Source organism: Allotamlana fucoidanivorans (genome assembly GCF_045788535.1).
GTDB classification, from domain to species: Bacteria; Bacteroidota; Bacteroidia; order Flavobacteriales; family Flavobacteriaceae; genus Allotamlana; species Allotamlana fucoidanivorans.
Genome location: NZ_CP074074.1, coordinates 1,154,665 through 1,173,432 on the forward strand (window position 1 = coordinate 1,154,665; position 18,768 = coordinate 1,173,432).

The following is an 18,768-nucleotide window of genomic DNA, read 5'->3' on the forward strand; positions in this document are numbered from 1 at the left end:
AATTTCTGATAAGCGTGAATATGTTACTTTTGCGCCGTATTTATATATTGAAAAATTTTGTTCAGATGATGAGCTTTAGTCAAAGAGTGGGAATAATAGTTCAAGCCAGAACTTCTTCTACAAGATTTCCAGAAAAAATTATTAGGAAGTTTGACGGGGATAAAACTTTTTTAGATATACTTTTGAGTAGATTTCAAGCTTTGTCAATTGAGGTCCCAATTGTTTTAGCAACATCTACAAATCAAAAGGATGAAAAATTAGAAGCATATGCTAGCAAATACGATTACCCGGTTTTTTTTGGTTCTGAGCATAATGTATTAGACAGGTTTATCGAATGTTCAAAAAAATTTGAATTGGATGCAATTATAAGAGTTTGTTCAGATAACCCTTTTTTAGATATAAACTTAATTCAGGAGCTTTTAGATAATTATAAAGGAGAGGACTACTTATCATTTATGGTTGGTGGGCAACCAAGTATATTAACACATAGTGGTTTTTTTTCGGAATTAGTTTCAGTAAAAGCTCTAAAAAAAGTAAAAGAATTAGGTAATTCACAATGTGTTGAACATGTTACGAATTGTATTTATAAATCTCCAGAACAATTTAATATTAGATTTATAGAAAAGAAAGTGCCAGAAATAATTAGATGTACATTGGATACAGAGAACGATTTTGAGAATCTTAAAGATATTTATTTTAATTGGTACAAGACAGCTCATAATATTAATTTTAAGTATGAGGATTTGGTTGAGTTTTTAGAGTCTCAGGATGAATTATTAGAAAAAATGAAAATAGAAATAAAAAACAATATAAAATGACATATATAATTGGAGAAATAGGGCAAAACCATAATGGATCTGTAGATGTAGCCAAACTTTTAATAGATGTAGTAAGTAGGCCTATATATGATAAGTTATTTAATCAAGAATTAAAAATAATGGATGCTGTAAAACTTACAAAAAGAGACTTGTCTCAGGAGTTGTCAGCATCTCAAATGAGCAGACCCTATGATACACCAAATTCTTTTGGAAAAACTTATGGAGAGCATAGGGAGTTTTTAGAATTGAATGATGAGCAACATTTTGAGTTGTATAAATATGCAAAAAATAAAGGATTAGATTTTATAGAAACCCTTTGTGCTGTTGGCTGTATGTCTTTGTTAAAGCTATTCACTCCTGATAAATTAAAGGTTGCTTCGAGAGACTTAACAAATCTTCCTTTATTAGCTGCTTTAGCAGAAACAAAGATTCCAATTATAATTTCTACAGGTATGGCTGGTGAAAATGAATTGAATTTAGCATTAGATACTATTAATAGATATCATTCAAATATCTCTATTTTACATTGTGTTTCTGAGTATCCTACAAAATATGAGAATGTTAACTTAAAAACAATTTCTTATTTACAAAAACATTATTCACAGTATACAATTGGTTATTCTGATCATACTATTGGTATAGCAACACCACTAGCAGCAGTGGCAATGGGAGCAGAAATAATAGAAAAACATATTACTTTGGATCGGCAAATGAAAGGAACAGATCAAGCAGGTTCTTTAGCTATCGATGGTATTTATAGAATGATGCGAGATATTAGAAATTTAGAACTTTCGATTGGGAAGGAGGAGATTTTTATAGAAGATTCGGTAAGAGCTGCTAGAGAGAAATTAGAGCGGTCCATAGCTACAAATAGGATGTTAATAAAAGGGCATATAATAACTGAAGAAGATATTCATATGTTGAGTCCTGGTGATGGTTTTAAATGGTCACAGAAAGATGCTGTTATAGGTAAGGAATTAAATAATGATTTGCCTCAAGATGAAATTATATATTCTAACTTTTTAAAATAGACTTCCATGTTACCAAAACTTATACTAACTGATATAGATGGTGTTTGGACCGATGGAGGAATGTATTACGATGAACAAGGAAATGAGTTTAAAAAATTTAATACCTACGATAGTGCTGGTGTTCTTTTTTCAAGACAATTAAATATACCGTGTGGAATAATCACAGGGGAAAATTCTAAGGCTGTTAAACGAAGAGGAGAAAAGCTGAAAATGGATTATGTTTATTTAGGAATTAAGGATAAAGTAAGTATTGCTGAAGATTTAATTAAAGATTTAAATATAAACTGGGAAGATGTCGCTTTTATTGGAGATGATATAAATGATTATGATTTATTGCAAAAAGTAGGATTGAGTGCTTGCCCTTCCAGTGCTCCTGTATATATAAAGAAAGTTGTTAAGTGGAATCTTACTCGTAAAGGAGGTGAAGGTGTTTTTAGAGAATTTGTTGAAAAGATTTTGATAGAAAATAGAATTGAAATTATTGAATTATTTCATAAATCCGGTTTGATAAAAAAAATAAAACAGTAAAAATTGATATTCAAGAAGTATTTTTCGTTTTATAAATTATTGAATGTAGTTCTCAGAATTTCTGGTACAGGGAGCAAGTTTTTAGTTTTTGCAATTTTGTCAAAGGTTTTTTCGGATTTTGATTTTGGAAATTATAGCCTTATAATCTCATTGATAACTCTAACCATTTTTATTTTAGGACTTGATTTTTATAACTTTAGTGTTAGAGATATTTTAAAAACTGTATCGGTAGATGAAATAAGAAACAAAATAAGCTCTTCTATTTTGTTTTATTTTGCTGTCTATTTGATTTTTGTTGTTAGCGGTTTAGTCATATTTGAAAATTTAAGTTACACCAGCCCTTATGTTGAATTAATAATTTTATTATGCATTACAGAGCACTTTTCTCAAGAGATATATAGACTATTAGTTGGTTTTGGTAAGGTGTTGATGGCTAATATTTTATTGTTTATTAGAACGGCTGGATGGTCTTCATTAGTTGTATGCATGGCCTTATGGGGTTATTCCTTTTCCGTAGAATACATATTGAATATTTGGTTAATAGCTAATTTTGTTACAATAATTTATGTTTTTGCTTATTTGTTGAATAAAAACTATAAGACTTTGCATATGATAAGTCTTGATTACAATTGGATATTTGAGGGAATAAAAGTTTCTTTTGTGTTTTTTATTGCTACTTTCTTTCTGAAATTGATTGAATATTCAAACAGGTTTATTGTGAATTACTACTTAGGAGAAGAACTAACAGGAATTTTTACATTTTTTTCAAGTATAGCGATTTTGATAACTTTATATATTAATACAATTGTCATTTCTTTTGAGTTGCCTGAACTCATTAAATCAGTAAATAAACCTATAATCAACGATCTTTTCTTTAAATTTAAAAAATCTTTAAGATTACAAATAATTGTCTCAGTTGTTATCATTCTCGCAATAATAAAACCTATTTTGATGTGGCAAAACAAAGCGGGTTTTCAATATTATTTACCAATTTTGTTTTTTTTACTTTTTGGTTCAGCTTTAATGAATTATTCTTTGATATATCATTTTAAATTATATATCAGGCACAAAGATAAATCAATTGCTAAGATTTTAATAAATGCTGGAGTCGTTAGTTTATTAGTCTGTTTTCTATTAACAAAATACTTTGGATTGTATGGGGCTTCCATAGCATTTGCAATATCTGGCCTATATCTGCATTTCTTAAGGTGTTCAAAGACTAAAAAGATTTCATTATGACAAACTTGTTCATAGCTCTATCTAATAATCAGGTTTCAAATAGTTCTATTTTAGCTAAAGAAATGAAGCACGATAAAAATATCTTAATTACTAGTCGTAAACTAAATTTCAACGAAGCTATTTTTTCAAAAGTTATTTGTGTTGAACAATCTTTTAACAATCAGTCCACAGGTGTAATTAAATCTGTAAGAGCTATAATAGCTAAAATTAAATCGTACAAAAAGATAGTTGATAGAATAAGCTACTTGAAAAATGAGAAGGATATCACTATATATTTTAGTTATATTGAAGACATATTGACGAATTATTTGTTATTCTCGTTCAATAAAAATGTAAAAGGAGTTGTAGTCGAGGATGGTACTTTAAACTACTATTCTCACACCATAAATTCCATTTCTAAACTTAAAATATATTCCAAGTGGTTACTGTCTAAATGGTATGGCATACCTTTTATTTTATACAAAGGCCATTCAAGTGGTATTGAATATGATTTTGTAAAAGAACAATATGTAAGATCTCCTGAGATAAGTTTGTTTCCTGAAAAATCTAAACAATTAAAGTTCAGTAAGAGGTATTTGGATCTAAGTCAAACTATTTTAGTTGTTGGGCAGGAAGCTTATATTAACATGTATGGCAAGGAAATGTACCTTAAACGATTGAAAGAGTTAATCGAAATAATTACAGAATCTGATTCTTACAGTACGTCTAAGAAAATCTACTACAAACCACACAGGCACGGGGGGCGTGTTGAAAATTCTTTTATATCGAATTTATTTGGAGATAAAGAGGTGGTTTTTCTAGATTCCGATGCACCTTTGGAAGATTTGTATTTCAATCAACTGAAATCAAAACATATATTTGGATTTGATTCGAGCGTTTTTCTAAATATTTACCTCGAAACAGATGAGGCTGTCCGCAATGAAATAAATTTCAATGTACTTTTGGTATATAATAAAAAAATGAAGCCAATATTTAATCGCTTTAATTTCAATATTTTTGAGTGATATTAGTATTTAACATAGTAATGTCTGTAATAGCATTGGCTATTTTGTTTTATTTCATGAAAAGGGAGTTGGGGCTTTTTCTGCTTTCTTTGATGATTTTAATTCAGTATATATGGATGTTTTTATCAATTACTGTTATAGAAACGGGAATTTATATTAATGAACAAGGAAGATACGGTTATTTCGCATACGGGGGGGGAGTTTTGTTACTCTTTTATATTACAACTTTAATAGCATTACTTTATTGGAAGAAATTTTTCAGAATAATTTTAAAAAGGTTAAAAGCGGTTAAGTTTTCCTTAAAACCTTTAGCAGATTTTGATTTAAGTGTTATTATTATTTTACTGATTTTGTCTCTGGCCTATTTTAATCTTTTAAATTCACCAATACCTATACTTTCTGACACAGTAACGAAGTTTAATTTTTGGGAATATGCTAAGTATCCTAGCTTAAAGCCTCTTATTGGTAATGTTATGGCTTTTGTCGGTTTTGGTAGCGCCTTGATATATAGAAAAAATAAAAAAATAGGCTTATTCTTTTTGTTACTCTACTTATCGTACTTAATTTTATTAGGACAAAAATTTACTGGCTTTTTGATTTCTATATTTGGGATATTAATTGCCTTATATTATACTTCAGAGGTTAAAATTAAGTTCAAATTAAAATGGGTATTTAACAGGTATGTTCTTATTGTTTTCGTAGTACTCTTTAGTTTGGTTCTATATAAATATACACTAGATAATCCATTTGAATATATGGGTTTAAGTCCTATGGAATCTGTTTTTTATAGAGCTTTTGGGTTGCAGGGTCATGTATTCTGGGGAGTGACCGAGCAATATGTTTTTTTAGGTAAAAATAACACCTGGGATATTTCTGAACTTTGGAAAGGAATGCACTTGATAATGTTAGAGTTTTGGCCTTGGAGGAATGAAGATTTTATATCCGTAACTAGTAGAGGTGTCAGTTGGACCAATGCTTATCCTTCAATTCTGTTAAGAATATTTCCGTTACCTTTAGCGTTAATTGTCAATATGTTTTTATTATCCTTTGTGGCTATCATACAGGAATTGTTAAGAAAATTTATAGAGAGTAAATCAATTATATCCAGTATAGTGTTTTTCCAATTATTAGTGTGGACTAGCTATGCATACACTATGGCTTATTTCAATAAACTAGTTATACCTGTAGTTTTATTATTTATTTATTTAGCGTATAGTTATTTTAGTGCTAAATCCCATTTAAAGAATACCGAATGAAAATTACGTCATTATTAAGAAAAAAAAATATACTAAATGTATTACTTTTATTCTTGCCATTATCTGTGTTTATTGATAACCTATGTTTGATATTAATATTAGTTATTGCTTTTATAGAAGGAATAAAAGGGCGTCAAATAAAATATAAACCATTGTTATATAGCTTACCTTTCATGTTATATATAATGTTAAGAAGCTTATCTGAAGGTTATTTTTTTGATGACTTAAAGTTTTTCAAACTAATACTTCCTTTAATTTTAATCCCATTTTCTTTCCAGATTTTTTCAAAAACAAATTTTATAAATGCATGTCAATTTCTTTGTCTTGGGATTGTAATAATGCAGTTAATTTCTACTTACGGAATTATAGATTATTATCTACTTACCGAAGGAAAAAAAGTAGCACTAAGAAATTATGGAAAAATAAATGAAATATTAAGATTCGAAAGGCCATATTTGGGTTTTTTCTCTGCTGTCAACATAATATTGGGATATTACTTTTTTAAAATGCACAAAAAAGGGTATTATATAATTAGTGTTTTTCTTTCAGTATGTATAATATTTTTGATTTCCGCTCGGATGGGATTGTTGATCGTAATTGTGTCATTTGGAGTCGTTTTTTATAATGAACTAAAGGGAATTAAAACAAAAATGATGACACTTATATCTTTTTTATTTGCCATTTCCTTGTTGTTTTATTTTAGCGATTTACCAATAAAGCATAGGTTTCAAATGATTAAATATGATCCAAGATTAATTATTTGGTCTGGAGGACTAGAGCAACTTCAATCAACAAAAGATTATTTTATGGGAACAGGAAGCCAAAAGCTGATAGAAGTGGATTTATTGAATTTTTATAAAACTGAAGCTGAATTTGAATACTTGCCCGATAAAAATAGATTTATAGATAAAAATTACAACCTTCATAACCAATATTTAAATGAGTTGGTAAGGGGCGGAATAATTGGAGTCATTTTATTCATTTATCCGTTCACCTTGTTTTTGTTGCGTTCTATAAAAGAAAAGAATTTACTTCAGGTTTTATTGTTAGTTTCAATTCTTTTATTCTTATTAGTTGAAAATTTACTTGAAAGACAGGTTGGAGTTTATTCCATAGCTTTATTTTTAACCTTTGCAATTTATCGTAATGATGAAAATTAAATTTAGTTTGGTCATAGTTTTTTTGTTGAGCTTTTCATGTAATGAGAAAAAATCAGAAAGAAAAAATATTGATATAAAAGAAATAGATAGTTTGTACACGATTGATAGCACGTATGCTATTAATGATATAAGGCGTTATGGTGTTTTTCCTGGTAGGAGTATTGGTATACATCCTAAGTTAAAAAAAGATAAATTAGAAATACTTCTTGATGTTGCAGAGAGTGGGGTGAATTTGGTTTTTCCTGAAGGAAATTATTCAAGAGCTCTTAATATAATAAATAGGAGACAAATTGAACTTAATTTAAACAACGTAACTTTTAATGGTGCAATTGTAATAAAAAACTGTGAAAATGTTAAATTGTTGGGCAATGTGACTTCTTTTACCCAACTATATATAAGGGAATCGGTTGATATAACTTTAGATAAATTGGTATTAAAGTCGGATGTTAATAAAAACACTAATGGCAATAGAAATTTTGGATGTTCAATACATGCGGGGACAAAACGTTTGTCTGTAAATAAGATTGTAGTCGAAGATTTAGCTTCGTCTCCTGATTTGAAGTATGTAAAAGCGGCGGTTATAATACACGGACACAATAATGAACCGCAAAATATTAAATTAGATTCGGTTATAATTAAATCATCAGATAGGCATGGGCTGTATTTGACGGGAAATGAAATTGATTTGGGGTATGTTAGTATAAGTAATTTTGGATTGGGGACATCAGAAGGTATGGATCCCATGGAAGGAGGCATTGAAGGAGAACAATATGATTTTTCAGGGCTATGGGTTAAAAATGCATTTGATTCTGAAATAAGCAAAGTTGTGATTGATATAAACGGTAGTAAAGGAAAATACTATGTTAATTATGACGTTGGAGAGGACTTCAGGCCATGTATAATTGATACATTGGTTATAAAAGGAACCAATTCGACATTGACTAAAAGAAAGTTGAAAAGAACCGGGGTTATAAATCAAAATGAGATCTATGAAAATGAGTGATATTTATAAAATTCCTAATTCCTAAATAAATTTTTTTAAAAAATATAATTTTGAAAAAAATTAAAGTAGCTCACGTTTTAGATTCAGTTGGGGGTGTGGAGATTTATCTTCGATTAGTTTCGGAAAACATTAATCCAGAATGTATAGAAAATATAATTGTTCATAAAAGTAACCCCAACAAAAAACAATATTTAGATAAGCACGGTAATTCTATTAAGGAATTTAATATTGATATTCAAAGAGAAATTAACTTGATTAAAGATATAAAAGCTGTTTATCAAACTGTAAAAATTTTAAAAAAGGAAAAACCTGACATAATCCATGCTCATAGTGCTAAAGGAGGTATTATCGCAAGAGTAGCGTCGTTGTTTTATAAAGTAAATGTGTTACATACACCTCATGCGTATTCCTATTTAAGTACGAACAGTAAAATAAAAAGAAAACTCTTTTTGCTTTTAGAGTCTTTGTTCTCTAGAGTAAATTCCTATTTATTGGCAACTTCAAATTCTGAAATAGAACGAGGTATAAACGAAGTAGGTTACCATCCCGACAAAACCATATTATTTAACAATTCTATTTTACCAATGAATTCAAATGATGGCGAATTTAATGATTTCAAATTACCAGATGAATTTATTTGTTCCGTTGGGAGACCTTCATTTCAGAAAAATATTGAAATGATGATAGAAGTTATTAAAAGAATGAAACTAAAGAAACCTAATATCCATTTAGTTTTAATGGGAGTGGGTGAATATAGTCCAAATAAAAATGCAGTTAATCAATTGATTGAGGAGTATGAGTTACAATCTAATGTAACCTTAGTAGACTGGATCGAACGCGAGAAAATATTACAAATCATTAAACAGGCTAAATTGTATATATCCACATCTAGATATGAAGGATTACCTTATTCTATTATTGAAAGTTTATCATTATCAAAGGCATGTGTTGTAACTCAATGTGATGGTAATAAAGATCTTGTAAAGGAGGGCCATAACGGATTTTTAATAAAGGATTTTGATGAAATGGAAATGTCTGATAGGATATGTCAATTATTAGATGATGACGTATTAAGGCAAAAATTCGAGCAAAACTCATTTAATTTATTTAATAAAGAATTTAATTTAGAGAATAACATTAAGGATCTGGAGAACATTTATGATATGCTAAAGTCTAATTAATTCTATGTTTTTTTAAGATATAATATTACAAATAAAATGAAAATAAAAAATATCTGTTGCATCGGCGCAGGCTACGTAGGCGGCCCAACTATGGCCGTTATTGCACAAAAATGCCCACATATAAAGGTCACGGTTGTTGATGTAAATGCTGCAAGAATAGCCGCCTGGAATGATGACGATTTAGATAAATTACCGGTCTTTGAACCCGGATTGGATAAAGTAGTTGAAGAGGCTCGTGGAAGAAACTTATTTTTCTCTACTTATGTAGATCAGGCCATTGATGAAGCCGATATGATATTTATTTCGGTGAATACGCCTACCAAAACCTATGGTAAAGGCAAAGGCATGGCAGCCGATTTAAAATACATTGAGCTCTGTGCACGACAAATAGCTTCTGTTTCTAAAACCAATAAGATTGTTGTTGAGAAATCTACTTTGCCAGTGCGTACGGCTTCGGCCATCAAGAATATTTTAGATCATACTGGAAACGGGGTGGAGTTTCAAATCTTATCGAACCCGGAGTTTTTAGCCGAAGGAACAGCCATTGAAGATTTATTAGCTCCAGATCGTGTGTTGATTGGAGGGGATATGTCAGATAAAGGTAAGCAAGCCATTCAAGCTTTAGTCGATATTTATGCAAATTGGGTACCCCAAGAGCGTATTTTAACGACCAATGTGTGGTCCTCAGAGTTGTCTAAATTAACAGCGAATGCCTTTTTGGCACAGCGGGTGTCTTCCATCAATTCGCTATCTGTGCTTTGTGAAAAAACGGGTGCCGATGTTAACGAAGTGGCTAAGGCTATTGGTATGGATTCCAGAATTGGTTCTAAGTTTTTGAAATCTTCTGTGGGTTTTGGGGGATCCTGTTTTCAAAAGGACATCTTAAATCTTGTTTATATTGCGAAAACTTATGGGCTGAATGAAGTGGCTGATTACTGGGAACAAGTCATTATCATGAATGATTATCAAAAGAATCGGTTTTCAAATAATATTGTCAGTACTCTTTATAACACCGTTTCTGGGAAAAAGATCACTTTTTTGGGTTGGGCTTTTAAGAAAGATACTAATGACACGCGTGAGTCTGCTGCGATACAGGTAGCTGATAATTTATTGAATGAACAAGCGCATATAGCCGTTTATGATCCTAAAGTGGTTGAAGAACGCATGTATGCTGATTTAGATTATTTAAATACCCGATCGGAAGAAGAAAATAGAAACTTATTAAAGGTAAAGGCTGATCCTTATGAGGCTTGTAAAGATTCGCATGCGGTTGCTGTGTTAACGGAGTGGGATGCCTTTAAAGCGTATGATTGGCAACGTATATATGATAACATGTTGAAGCCAGCCTTTGTTTTTGATGGTCGTGGTATTTTAGATACACAAAAACTTGAGGATATTGGTTTTGTTTGTTATTCTATTGGGAAGGGGTGATGAGGTGCTGACCCCTTCGACAAGCTCAGGGTGACAGTAGTGATTATCATGTTCGTTTTTTCTTGATAAAAAACGAACCAAAAAATCAAGTCAAAAAATAGGAAATTGCTGGCTACAGTGTTGCAAGTTCATTAGTCTATTTGTCACACTGAGCTTGTCGAAGTGTGGTTCTTTAGTAGGTAGCTAAATAAGGAGTTCGACGCTTCGATAGTGCTCTGAATAGGCTAAGATTGGCCTGATAATTAGGTGTCTTTTAGTAGGAGAGTATGTTTTCTCAAAGCTATTAGCTTGATAATATTCTTAACAAAGAAAGGTTAATATTAAGTAGAAACCATTAAATTTGTTCAAATATGAGATACTAAAATAGGATAACTTGAAACGTATTTTAATAACTGGTGCAGCAGGATTTTTAGGGTCGCATTTATGTGATCGCTTTATTGGTGAAGGGTTCTATGTTATTGGTATGGATAACTTTATTACCGGTGATAAAAAGAACTTAGAACATTTACAAGAACATCCTAATTTTGAGTTTATAGAACACGATGTTACCGAGTTTATAACCATTGAAGGTGATTTAGACTATATTCTTCATTTTGCATCACCTGCTAGTCCTATCGATTATCTTAAAATACCTATTCAAACCTTAAAAGTGGGCTCTCTAGGAACCCATAATTTGCTTGGTTTAGCTAAGGCTAAAAAGGCACGTATTCTTATCGCGTCTACGTCGGAGGTCTATGGTGACCCTCTGGTACATCCACAGCGTGAAGATTATTACGGAAACGTCAATACCATTGGGCCTAGAGGGGTTTATGATGAAGCTAAACGTTTTCAAGAATCCATTACCATGGCTTACCATCGATTTCACGGTTTGGAAACTCGGATTGTTAGGATTTTTAATACCTATGGACCACGTATGCGATTAAATGATGGACGCGTCATCCCGGCATTTATGGGACAGGCTCTGAGAGGTGAAGATTTAACGGTTTTTGGCGATGGCTCTCAAACCCGATCGTTTTGTTATGTTGATGATCAGGTGGAGGGTATTTACAGGTTGTTATTTAGTGACTACATAGAGCCCGTAAATATTGGAAATCCACATGAAATTACGATTAAGGATTTTGCCGAAGAGATTATTAAGCTAACAGGAACTTCTCAAAAGATAATTTATAAAGACTTACCCGTAAATGATCCTTTACAGCGGCAACCAGATATTAGTTTGGCTAAAAAACTATTAAATTGGCAACCCAAAATTGAACGGGAAGAAGGTATGAGACTTACTTATGACTATTTTAAAAGTTTATCTCAAGACGAATTGTATAAAAGCGAACATAAAAACTTTAAAAACCATATAAAAAAATAAGTGGCATATAAAAAAAGAAGATATTCGGGGGCTATTAAACCTTTATTTGGATTTATAGATTTGGTTATTATAAATCTAACCGTATTGGGCTTTAATATCAATCTAGTTAACCCATTTCTTTTTAGTATCTACATTTCAGCGGTATGGCTAATTATTGCTTTAAAAAATCATTTTTATGAAGTACAACGCCACACAAGACTTGTACAAGTCATTCCTTTACTGCTAAAGCAAATGTTCCTTTTTTCTGTAGCACTATATGCGTTTATAGGATTTTTTAAACAACCAGAAATAAGTAGGCTGGCGCTGGCAAATTATATCGTTTGCCTAGCCATGTATATTACTTTGTTTAAGCTCTTAACATTTTTTTTACTTAAAAAATACAGGGCTCTTTTACAGGGAAATACACGAAATGTTATCATTATTGGAGACAATGAAAAAACCCGACAATTAAGGCATACGTTCAATACAAGATTAGATTTTGGATATAAGTTTAAAGCGCAGTTTAGCTTGAAGGATGGTTTTTTTAATTTGGATACCTGCTTCAAGTATATTATCGATAATGACATTGATGAAATATATTTTTCGGTAGCTGCATTATCTAATAAACAGATTAATAAGCTTATCGAGTTTGCCGATAATAATTTACGGGAATTAAAGTTTATTCCTGACAATAAAGACATTTACTCAAAAAAGTTGAAGTATGAGTATTATGATTATATTCCCATCCTGTCAATGCGATCTATTCCGCTTCAAGATCCGGTAAATAAATTTATAAAACGGCTATTTGATATTGTATTTGCCCTTTTTATCATTGTGTTTGTGCTGTCTTGGTTAACACCTATTTTGGCAATCATCATTAAGTTAGAGTCTAAAGGCCCCGTGTTTTTTAAACAATCTAGGAATGGTTTTAATTATGAGGAGTTTGATTGTTATAAGTTCAGATCAATGACTCCCAATAAGAATGCCCACTTATATCAAGCTACAAAAGGCGATTTGCGTATTACCAAAGTAGGCGCCTTTATTAGAAAAACCAGTATTGACGAATTACCACAATTTTTTAATGTGCTATTTGGTGATATGTCTGTTGTGGGACCAAGACCGCATATGGTGAGCCATACAAACATGTATGCCAGAAGGGTCGATAAATTTATGGTACGTCACTTTGTGAAGCCTGGAATTACAGGCTTAGCTCAAACCAGTGGTTTTAGAGGGGAAATTGAAAAAGACCATGATATTATAAGCCGGGTGAAATACGATATTTTTTATATTGAAAACTGGTCTATTTGGTTAGATTTGAAGATTGTGATTCAAACCTTTTTAAATGCTATAAGAGGTGAAGAAAAAGCCTATTAAAAGCCTTGAATTAGCGCCTTTAGTTTCCATAATCACGCCAGTGTATAATGCTGAGGGCTTTATTTCAGAAACGATACTTAGTGTATTAAATCAAAGCTATACAAATTGGGAACTTATTCTTATTAATGATGGCTCAACGGATGGTTCTTCAGAGGTCATTCAAACCTTTCTTAATAAAACCTATAATATTATTTTTTTTCAGAATAGTACAAATCTAGGAGCTGCCGTTTCCAGAAATAAAGGTATAGAAGCAGCTCAAGGTCATTTTATCGCTTTTTTAGATGCCGATGATGTTTGGAAACCCTATAAGTTAGAGGTTCAAATTAAGTTTATGCTATCCCACAACTGTGATGTTAGCTTTAGTAGTTATGATCTTATAAATGAAAACGGAGTTTTTTTAGGAAAAAGGGTAAAAGCTCTTAAAAATTTGGGTTATACCAAGCTTTTAAAAAGTAACTATATAGGAAACTTAACAGGTATGTATAATGCCAGTGTTTTAGGGAAAATAACCTCACCTCCTTTACGGAAGCGACAAGATTGGTTGTTATGGCTTAGCGCCTTGAAACAATCTGGAAAACCTGCTATGGGTATTGAGGAATCGCTAGCGTTTTATAGGGTGAGAAAAGATTCCATATCCTCAAACAAGATAAACCTGTTAAAGTATAATTATTGGGTGTACAAAAAAGGATTGGGCTTTTCATATATCCAATCTATATGGCTTTTATTACTGTTTTTAAAGGAACATATTTTTGTTAAGTCAAAATTGGTGGTTACTACAAAAGAGACTTAAACTGCCTAAGTTTCCCTCTGTGAGACCTGTTTAACTGTGTTTTTCTTTCAAAATGGATTGTCAGGTTTGGTTCCATATATTGCGCCACCGCTTGTTTTATTTTTTCACGATATACATCAGACAAATCTTTAGAACTTACATAGTAAATGTTAAAGGTATCTATCAAAATTTGTTCAATAGTAAATTCTTTTACATTTGCGTCGTCGTCTATAATGGCCTTTGTGATGTAATAAAAGGTGAGTCCTGCGGCTGTTTTTCCGCTAGGTAATTTTATAAGATCGTCGGTTCTTCCTATAAGGTTTTCAAGTATAGGCTTTTCAGGAGTACTTTTGGTGGATAGGCTTCCTACATCACCTAAATCATAACGAATAAATGGGTGTGCTTTATTGTAAATTGATGTTATTACAACACGCCCTGTTTGCCCGTTGGGTAAAGCATGGTCATTTTCGTCAAGAATTTCAATAAATAAATCTTCATGGTTCACTATCCATTCGTTAGAGTCATTTTGAAACGCAATGAGCCCTAATTCCGCTGCCCCATATTCATTTATAACAGGAACGCCCAGTTGCGTCTCTAAAAGGGTTCTGTCGTCCATAAAAAGCATCTCAGACGTTACAATACATGCTTTTAAGGAAGGACAAACTGATTTTAAAATAATATTTTCCTGTTTTAAGTATTTAGCCAGTTGAACAATCGCACTCGTATAACCATTTATGTAGTGGAAGGTTGTAGATTTAAACGTATCTATATTTTTTTTCATTTGTGAATCGCTCAAATCAAATACAGAAAATCTATAGCGATGGCTTAAAACATCTTTTAAACGTTCTTTGTAATACCCTTTTTTATGCAGAGGGATACCGTAAAATCGCGCTTGTTTAGAATGTTGAAAGTCAATATCAAACCAATGGTATCTATCTATAAAATTGGCCCAGGTTAAAGCATGACAAAATTTGTCTTTAGCAAAACTAAAAGGATGTCCTGAAGATCCTGAGGTTTTATGCTGGTGTACATTATGTAAACTAAAACCTTTTGACAGCCTATTTTTCAACGGTTGTTGTAAATCCTGTTTTGTCATAATCGGAATACTCTCCCAGTCCTTCAGATTTGCATTTTTGGCAAACTGAGCATAAAAAGGATTGTTTTGCAGGTGAAATTGAACAATTTCATTTTTCTTTTGGTTTAAATACAACTCATAGTCTTTTCCCTTTTTGGATTGAATATCCTTGAGTTTTTGAATAGCTCTTCTAATAGGGAATCCATTGATTTGTAAAGAAATATAGAATAAATTCAAACTATAAAAATGATGTATTTGTGAATATGAGCAAATCTAAAGATAATTACTTATTATATGCACATACCTTAAAAAAACACGTATAAATCTATAGCTAATTGTAAAAACACACTATTTTTGCAAGCATAAAAATAGGTCAATTATGAATATCTTAGTACTTGGTTCTGGTGGAAGAGAACATACGTTTGCATGGAAAATAGCTCAAAGTTCAAAGTGCGATGCACTCTTCGTTGCACCCGGTAATTCTGGAACTGCTGAAATTGCAACCAATGTCAATATTGGGGTCAATGATTTTAAGGCAATCAAAGAACTGGTATTAGATAAAAATATTGAACTTGTAGTAGTTGGGCCAGAAGATCCGTTAGTAAACGGCGTGCACGATTTCTTTTTAAATGATGATGATATAAAACATGTAGCTGTTATTGGTCCACAACAAAAGGCTGCAGAACTTGAGGGTAGTAAAGAATTTGCCAAAGAATTTTTGTACCGTCATAACATTCCAACGGCAGCTTATGATAGTTTTACAAAAGACACTGTTGAAAAAGGCTACACTTTTTTAGAAACGCTAAACCCGCCTTATGTGTTAAAAGCAGATGGCTTAGCCGCAGGTAAGGGTGTGGTTATTTTAAATGATTTGGTCGAAGCAAAAGCGGAATTAAAAAGCATGCTTGTTGATGCCAAATTTGGAGAAGCCAGTAACAAAGTGGTGATTGAAGAGTTTTTAGACGGTATCGAGTTAAGTTGTTTTGTATTAACCGATGGCGAACACTATAAAATATTACCTACGGCCAAAGACTATAAGCGTATTGGTGAAGGCGATACAGGTTTAAATACAGGGGGCATGGGAGCAGTGTCTCCAGTGCCTTTTGCTACCGATGAATTTTTACAAAAAATAGAAGACCGTATTGTAAAACCAACCATTGCTGGGTTTAAGACAGATAATTTACCTTATGTTGGTTTTGTTTTTATTGGGTTGATAAAAGTGGGTGATGATCCTAAGGTGATAGAATACAATGTACGTATGGGTGATCCTGAAACAGAAGTGGTTTTTCCGAGATTAAAAAATGATTTAGTTGAGGTATTATTAGCCATGGCGAATGGAACATTAGATACCATCGATATTGAAATAGATGAGCGTGCGGCAACAACTATTGTTTTGGTATCTGGAGGATATCCTGAAGCGTATGAAAAAGGAAAAGAAATAACAGGTATAGAAACTATAGAGGATTCCATTCCGTTTCATGCGGGAGCTGTCTTGAAAGATGGGAAAATAGTAACTTCTGGCGGACGTGTTATGGCTATAACGTCTTATGGTGACACCTATCAAGAAGCCATAAAAAAATCTTACCAAAATATAGAAAAACTACATTTTGATAAGATGAATTATCGTAAAGATATTGGATTCGATTTATAAAAACGAGTGCGAAGAAATACTTTTATCTTCTTCGTTATTATCATTAAAACCTTTTAATTGAATCATCCAATATACCATGGCAACAAAACCAATGATGATGAAAATCCAAGATAAAAAGTTTGCTAAGCCCCAGTTTTCAAGCTCCAATGCTCTTAAGGCATCATAAGGTGCAAATAGAACATTTACAAATAAATCCTGTATAGCGTAAAAGAAATCTTTCATTTGTGTTTATTTATAGTTTCCTAACCGTGTTATAGTTAGTATATTTATAGGGCAAAAATACAAAAACACTTAATGTTAACAAGTTTTTTTAATAAATCTAAACCAATAAATTTTATTGTTGTTTTTTTTATCACCCTTCTAGCTTTTATAATGTCTAGAATAGAGTTATGGAACCATGGTGATACATTTAACTTGTCATTAAAATTTTTCGCACTCATTGTTGTTGGCTATGCAACGGTTTTACTTTTAAATTTTATTGCAAGTAAAAATGGTTTAACAAATAACAGTAATTATGAAATATTGCTTTTTGGTCTGTTTTTATTGTTTATTTCAAGTACTACATTAAGCGGTCAAGTGCTGGTTTCTAATTTTTTTATTCTACTGGCTATCAGGAGAATAGTAAGCTTAAGAACAGAACAACATATGAAGAAGAAACTTTTTGATGCCGCGTTTTGGATTGGCGTTGCTTCTTTGTTTTATTTTTGGGCTATTTTGTTTTTCATTTTGGTAGTGCTTTCCTTGGTGTTATTTGCCGATCATAAATTGAGGCATTGGATTATCCCGTTCTTGGGCTTAGCAACTTTGTTTGTTATAGCCTGTGCTTGTTCGGTAGTGATGTACAATGACTTTTTTACCATTTTTAATTACCCGCCAGAAGTTAGTTATGACTTTAGTAATTATAATTCTTTAAAGTATATTATTGCGCTTACTGTTCTATTTTCTTTTGGGGTGTGGTCTTCTATATTTTATTTACAAAACATAAAAAAGCAGAAGAAAAACTTTAGAGCCTCTTTTAAGGTCATTGTATTAGCTATGGTTATTGCCTTTGCTATTATTGTTGTTGCACCTAATAAAAATGGAAGTGAATTTTTATTTCTATTTGCGCCCTTGTCTATTATCGTAGCGAATTATATTGAAATCATTCATGAAAAATGGTTTAAAGAAGCCTTTTTAGGCGTATTGGTTGTGCTACCATTTATTCTTTTATTGCTGTAGTTTTTTACCAAAAGCTAGGTCACCGGCATCACCTATGCCTGGTACAATATAGCCTTTGTCATTCAAATCTTTATCAATGGTAGCAATCCATAAATGCGTATTTGAATCAAAATGTTTTGAAACATAGTTCACACCTTCTTCGGCACCAATTACACTAATCAAATGTATATCTTTGGGTGTTCCGAATGGTTTCAGAGCTTCAAAAGTAGCAACCATAGATTGCCCCGTAGCGAGCATAGGATCTGCTAAAATCAAGGTTTTGTTCTCTAAATCAGGGCATGCCAGATATTCCACAATAATTTCAAAGCTTTCTGGATTATGTTTGTGATGACGATAAGCTGAAATAAAGGCATTTTCGGCGGTATCAAAAAAATGCAATAGCCCATTATGTAAAGGCACACCAGCTCTTAAAATAGAGCATAACACAATTTGATTGGTGGGTAATTGCATTGCACTCATACCAAGAGGTGTGGTGACATTATTTTGCTCAAACGTGAGTGTCTTACTCATTTCATAGGCTAAAATTTCTCCAATGCGTTCAATATTTCGTCTAAAACGCATACGGTCTTGCTGTATTTTATGATCTCTAATTTCTGAAATAAAGGTGTTTAGTATGGAGTTTTCAATTGATAAATCATGAATTTTCATAGGGTCAAAATGGTTTTTCCATAGTAAAGTTAAGGAAATATAG

At 31.8% G+C, this 18,768-nt stretch carries 18 protein-coding genes; 15 read left to right on the top strand and 3 right to left on the bottom strand.

Features of this window, described 5'->3' with window-relative positions:
- Nucleotides 1–65: 65 nt before the first annotated feature.
- The 13 genes from KFZ70_RS05425 (at nucleotide 66) to KFZ70_RS05485 (ending at nucleotide 14,154) form a co-directional block, all read left to right on the top strand.
- Nucleotides 66–818 carry a cytidylyltransferase domain-containing protein gene (locus tag KFZ70_RS05425; protein WP_158293153.1) on the top strand — a complete coding sequence of 251 codons (753 nt, stop codon included), beginning with the start codon at nucleotides 66–68 and terminating at the stop codon, nucleotides 816–818.
- Complete coding sequence (locus KFZ70_RS05430; RefSeq protein ID WP_139694513.1) at nucleotides 815–1,849, top strand: N-acetylneuraminate synthase family protein; 1,035 nt, start codon at nucleotides 815–817, stop codon at nucleotides 1,847–1,849. Before KFZ70_RS05425 ends, KFZ70_RS05430 begins: the two co-directional genes overlap by 4 nt.
- Before the next feature lie 6 nt (nucleotides 1,850–1,855).
- Nucleotides 1,856–2,377: an HAD family hydrolase gene (locus KFZ70_RS05435; RefSeq protein WP_139694512.1), complete on the top strand. Its 522-nt coding sequence runs from the start codon at nucleotides 1,856–1,858 to the stop codon at nucleotides 2,375–2,377.
- A 3-nt stretch (nucleotides 2,378–2,380) separates the two neighbouring features.
- Nucleotides 2,381–3,616 carry a lipopolysaccharide biosynthesis protein gene (locus KFZ70_RS05440; RefSeq protein ID WP_139694511.1) on the top strand — a complete coding sequence of 412 codons (1,236 nt, stop codon included), beginning with the start codon at nucleotides 2,381–2,383 and terminating at the stop codon, nucleotides 3,614–3,616.
- Entirely contained in the window at nucleotides 3,613–4,620 is a 1,008-nt protein-coding gene (locus KFZ70_RS05445) for a hypothetical protein (RefSeq protein WP_139694510.1), read from the top strand. Before KFZ70_RS05440 ends, KFZ70_RS05445 begins: the two co-directional genes overlap by 4 nt.
- Nucleotides 4,621–4,640: 20 nt before the next feature.
- Complete coding sequence (locus KFZ70_RS05450) at nucleotides 4,641–5,876, top strand: DUF6418 domain-containing protein (protein WP_139694509.1); 1,236 nt, start codon at nucleotides 4,641–4,643, stop codon at nucleotides 5,874–5,876.
- Nucleotides 5,873–7,036, top strand: coding sequence for an O-antigen ligase (locus KFZ70_RS05455; protein ID WP_139694508.1), 1,164 nt, complete (start codon nucleotides 5,873–5,875; stop codon nucleotides 7,034–7,036). The genes KFZ70_RS05450 and KFZ70_RS05455 overlap by 4 nt, the downstream gene beginning before the upstream one ends.
- The gene (locus KFZ70_RS05460; RefSeq protein WP_139694507.1) at nucleotides 7,023–8,039 is read left to right on the top strand and encodes a hypothetical protein; all 1,017 of its coding nucleotides are present in this window, start codon (nucleotides 7,023–7,025) and stop codon (nucleotides 8,037–8,039) included. The genes KFZ70_RS05455 and KFZ70_RS05460 overlap by 14 nt, the downstream gene beginning before the upstream one ends.
- Nucleotides 8,040–8,089: 50 nt before the next feature.
- Nucleotides 8,090–9,220: a glycosyltransferase gene (locus KFZ70_RS05465; RefSeq protein ID WP_233243973.1), complete on the top strand. Its 1,131-nt coding sequence runs from the start codon at nucleotides 8,090–8,092 to the stop codon at nucleotides 9,218–9,220.
- A gap of 36 nt (nucleotides 9,221–9,256) precedes the next feature.
- Nucleotides 9,257–10,651 carry a UDP-glucose 6-dehydrogenase gene (locus tag KFZ70_RS05470; protein ID WP_139694505.1) on the top strand — a complete coding sequence of 465 codons (1,395 nt, stop codon included), beginning with the start codon at nucleotides 9,257–9,259 and terminating at the stop codon, nucleotides 10,649–10,651.
- Between the two features lie 373 nt (nucleotides 10,652–11,024).
- Complete coding sequence (locus KFZ70_RS05475) at nucleotides 11,025–12,011, top strand: UDP-glucuronic acid decarboxylase family protein (RefSeq protein ID WP_139694504.1); 987 nt, start codon at nucleotides 11,025–11,027, stop codon at nucleotides 12,009–12,011.
- Nucleotides 12,012–13,364 (top strand): undecaprenyl-phosphate glucose phosphotransferase, encoded by a 1,353-nt coding sequence (locus KFZ70_RS05480; RefSeq protein WP_139694503.1) that lies wholly within the window; start codon nucleotides 12,012–12,014, stop codon nucleotides 13,362–13,364. It abuts the gene before it with no gap.
- Complete coding sequence (locus KFZ70_RS05485) at nucleotides 13,345–14,154, top strand: glycosyltransferase family 2 protein (protein ID WP_233243972.1); 810 nt, start codon at nucleotides 13,345–13,347, stop codon at nucleotides 14,152–14,154. The genes KFZ70_RS05480 and KFZ70_RS05485 overlap by 20 nt, the downstream gene beginning before the upstream one ends.
- On the opposite strand, the gene KFZ70_RS05490 is transcribed toward KFZ70_RS05485, so the two are convergent.
- Entirely contained in the window at nucleotides 14,138–15,445 is a 1,308-nt protein-coding gene (locus KFZ70_RS05490; protein ID WP_158293152.1) for a phenylacetate--CoA ligase family protein, read from the bottom strand. The genes KFZ70_RS05485 and KFZ70_RS05490 overlap by 17 nt on opposite strands.
- A gap of 142 nt (nucleotides 15,446–15,587) precedes the next feature.
- Between KFZ70_RS05490 and purD the strand changes: the two genes are divergently transcribed.
- On the top strand, nucleotides 15,588–16,859 hold the full coding sequence (purD, locus tag KFZ70_RS05495; RefSeq protein WP_139694502.1) for a phosphoribosylamine--glycine ligase: 1,272 nt from the start codon (nucleotides 15,588–15,590) through the stop codon (nucleotides 16,857–16,859).
- On the opposite strand, the gene KFZ70_RS05500 is transcribed toward purD, so the two are convergent.
- The gene (locus tag KFZ70_RS05500) at nucleotides 16,854–17,081 is read right to left on the bottom strand and encodes a DUF6341 family protein (protein ID WP_139694501.1); all 228 of its coding nucleotides are present in this window, start codon (nucleotides 17,079–17,081) and stop codon (nucleotides 16,854–16,856) included. The genes purD and KFZ70_RS05500 overlap by 6 nt on opposite strands.
- A 150-nt stretch (nucleotides 17,082–17,231) precedes the next feature.
- On the opposite strand from KFZ70_RS05500, the gene KFZ70_RS05505 reads away from it, so the two are divergent.
- Nucleotides 17,232–18,077 (top strand): DUF6427 family protein, encoded by an 846-nt coding sequence (locus KFZ70_RS05505; protein ID WP_139694500.1) that lies wholly within the window; start codon nucleotides 17,232–17,234, stop codon nucleotides 18,075–18,077.
- Here KFZ70_RS05505 and upp read toward each other — a convergent pair.
- Nucleotides 18,066–18,725, bottom strand: a complete 660-nt coding sequence (gene upp / locus KFZ70_RS05510) for a uracil phosphoribosyltransferase (RefSeq protein ID WP_139694499.1) — start codon at nucleotides 18,723–18,725, stop codon at nucleotides 18,066–18,068. The two genes, KFZ70_RS05505 and upp, sit on opposite strands and share 12 nt — an antisense overlap.
- Nucleotides 18,726–18,768: the final 43 nt, after the last annotated feature.

Excerpts from the sequence above, each read along its gene's own strand:
- KFZ70_RS05425 (WP_158293153.1), top strand. The coding sequence starts at position 66 with ATGATGAGCTTTAGTCAAAGAGTGGGAATAATAGTTCAAGCCAGAACT.
- KFZ70_RS05430 (WP_139694513.1), top strand. The coding sequence starts at position 815 with ATGACATATATAATTGGAGAAATAGGGCAAAACCATAATGGATCTGTA.
- KFZ70_RS05435 (WP_139694512.1), top strand. The coding sequence starts at position 1,856 with ATGTTACCAAAACTTATACTAACTGATATAGATGGTGTTTGGACCGAT.
- KFZ70_RS05445 (WP_139694510.1), top strand. The coding sequence starts at position 3,613 with ATGACAAACTTGTTCATAGCTCTATCTAATAATCAGGTTTCAAATAGT.
- KFZ70_RS05450 (WP_139694509.1), top strand. The coding sequence starts at position 4,641 with ATGTCTGTAATAGCATTGGCTATTTTGTTTTATTTCATGAAAAGGGAG.
- KFZ70_RS05455 (WP_139694508.1), top strand. The coding sequence starts at position 5,873 with ATGAAAATTACGTCATTATTAAGAAAAAAAAATATACTAAATGTATTA.
- KFZ70_RS05460 (WP_139694507.1), top strand. The coding sequence starts at position 7,023 with ATGATGAAAATTAAATTTAGTTTGGTCATAGTTTTTTTGTTGAGCTTT.
- KFZ70_RS05470 (WP_139694505.1), top strand. The coding sequence starts at position 9,257 with ATGAAAATAAAAAATATCTGTTGCATCGGCGCAGGCTACGTAGGCGGC.
- purD (WP_139694502.1), top strand. The coding sequence starts at position 15,588 with ATGAATATCTTAGTACTTGGTTCTGGTGGAAGAGAACATACGTTTGCA.
- KFZ70_RS05500 (WP_139694501.1), bottom strand. The coding sequence starts at position 17,081 with ATGAAAGATTTCTTTTACGCTATACAGGATTTATTTGTAAATGTTCTA.
- KFZ70_RS05505 (WP_139694500.1), top strand. The coding sequence starts at position 17,232 with ATGTCTAGAATAGAGTTATGGAACCATGGTGATACATTTAACTTGTCA.
- upp (WP_139694499.1), bottom strand. The coding sequence starts at position 18,725 with ATGAAAATTCATGATTTATCAATTGAAAACTCCATACTAAACACCTTT.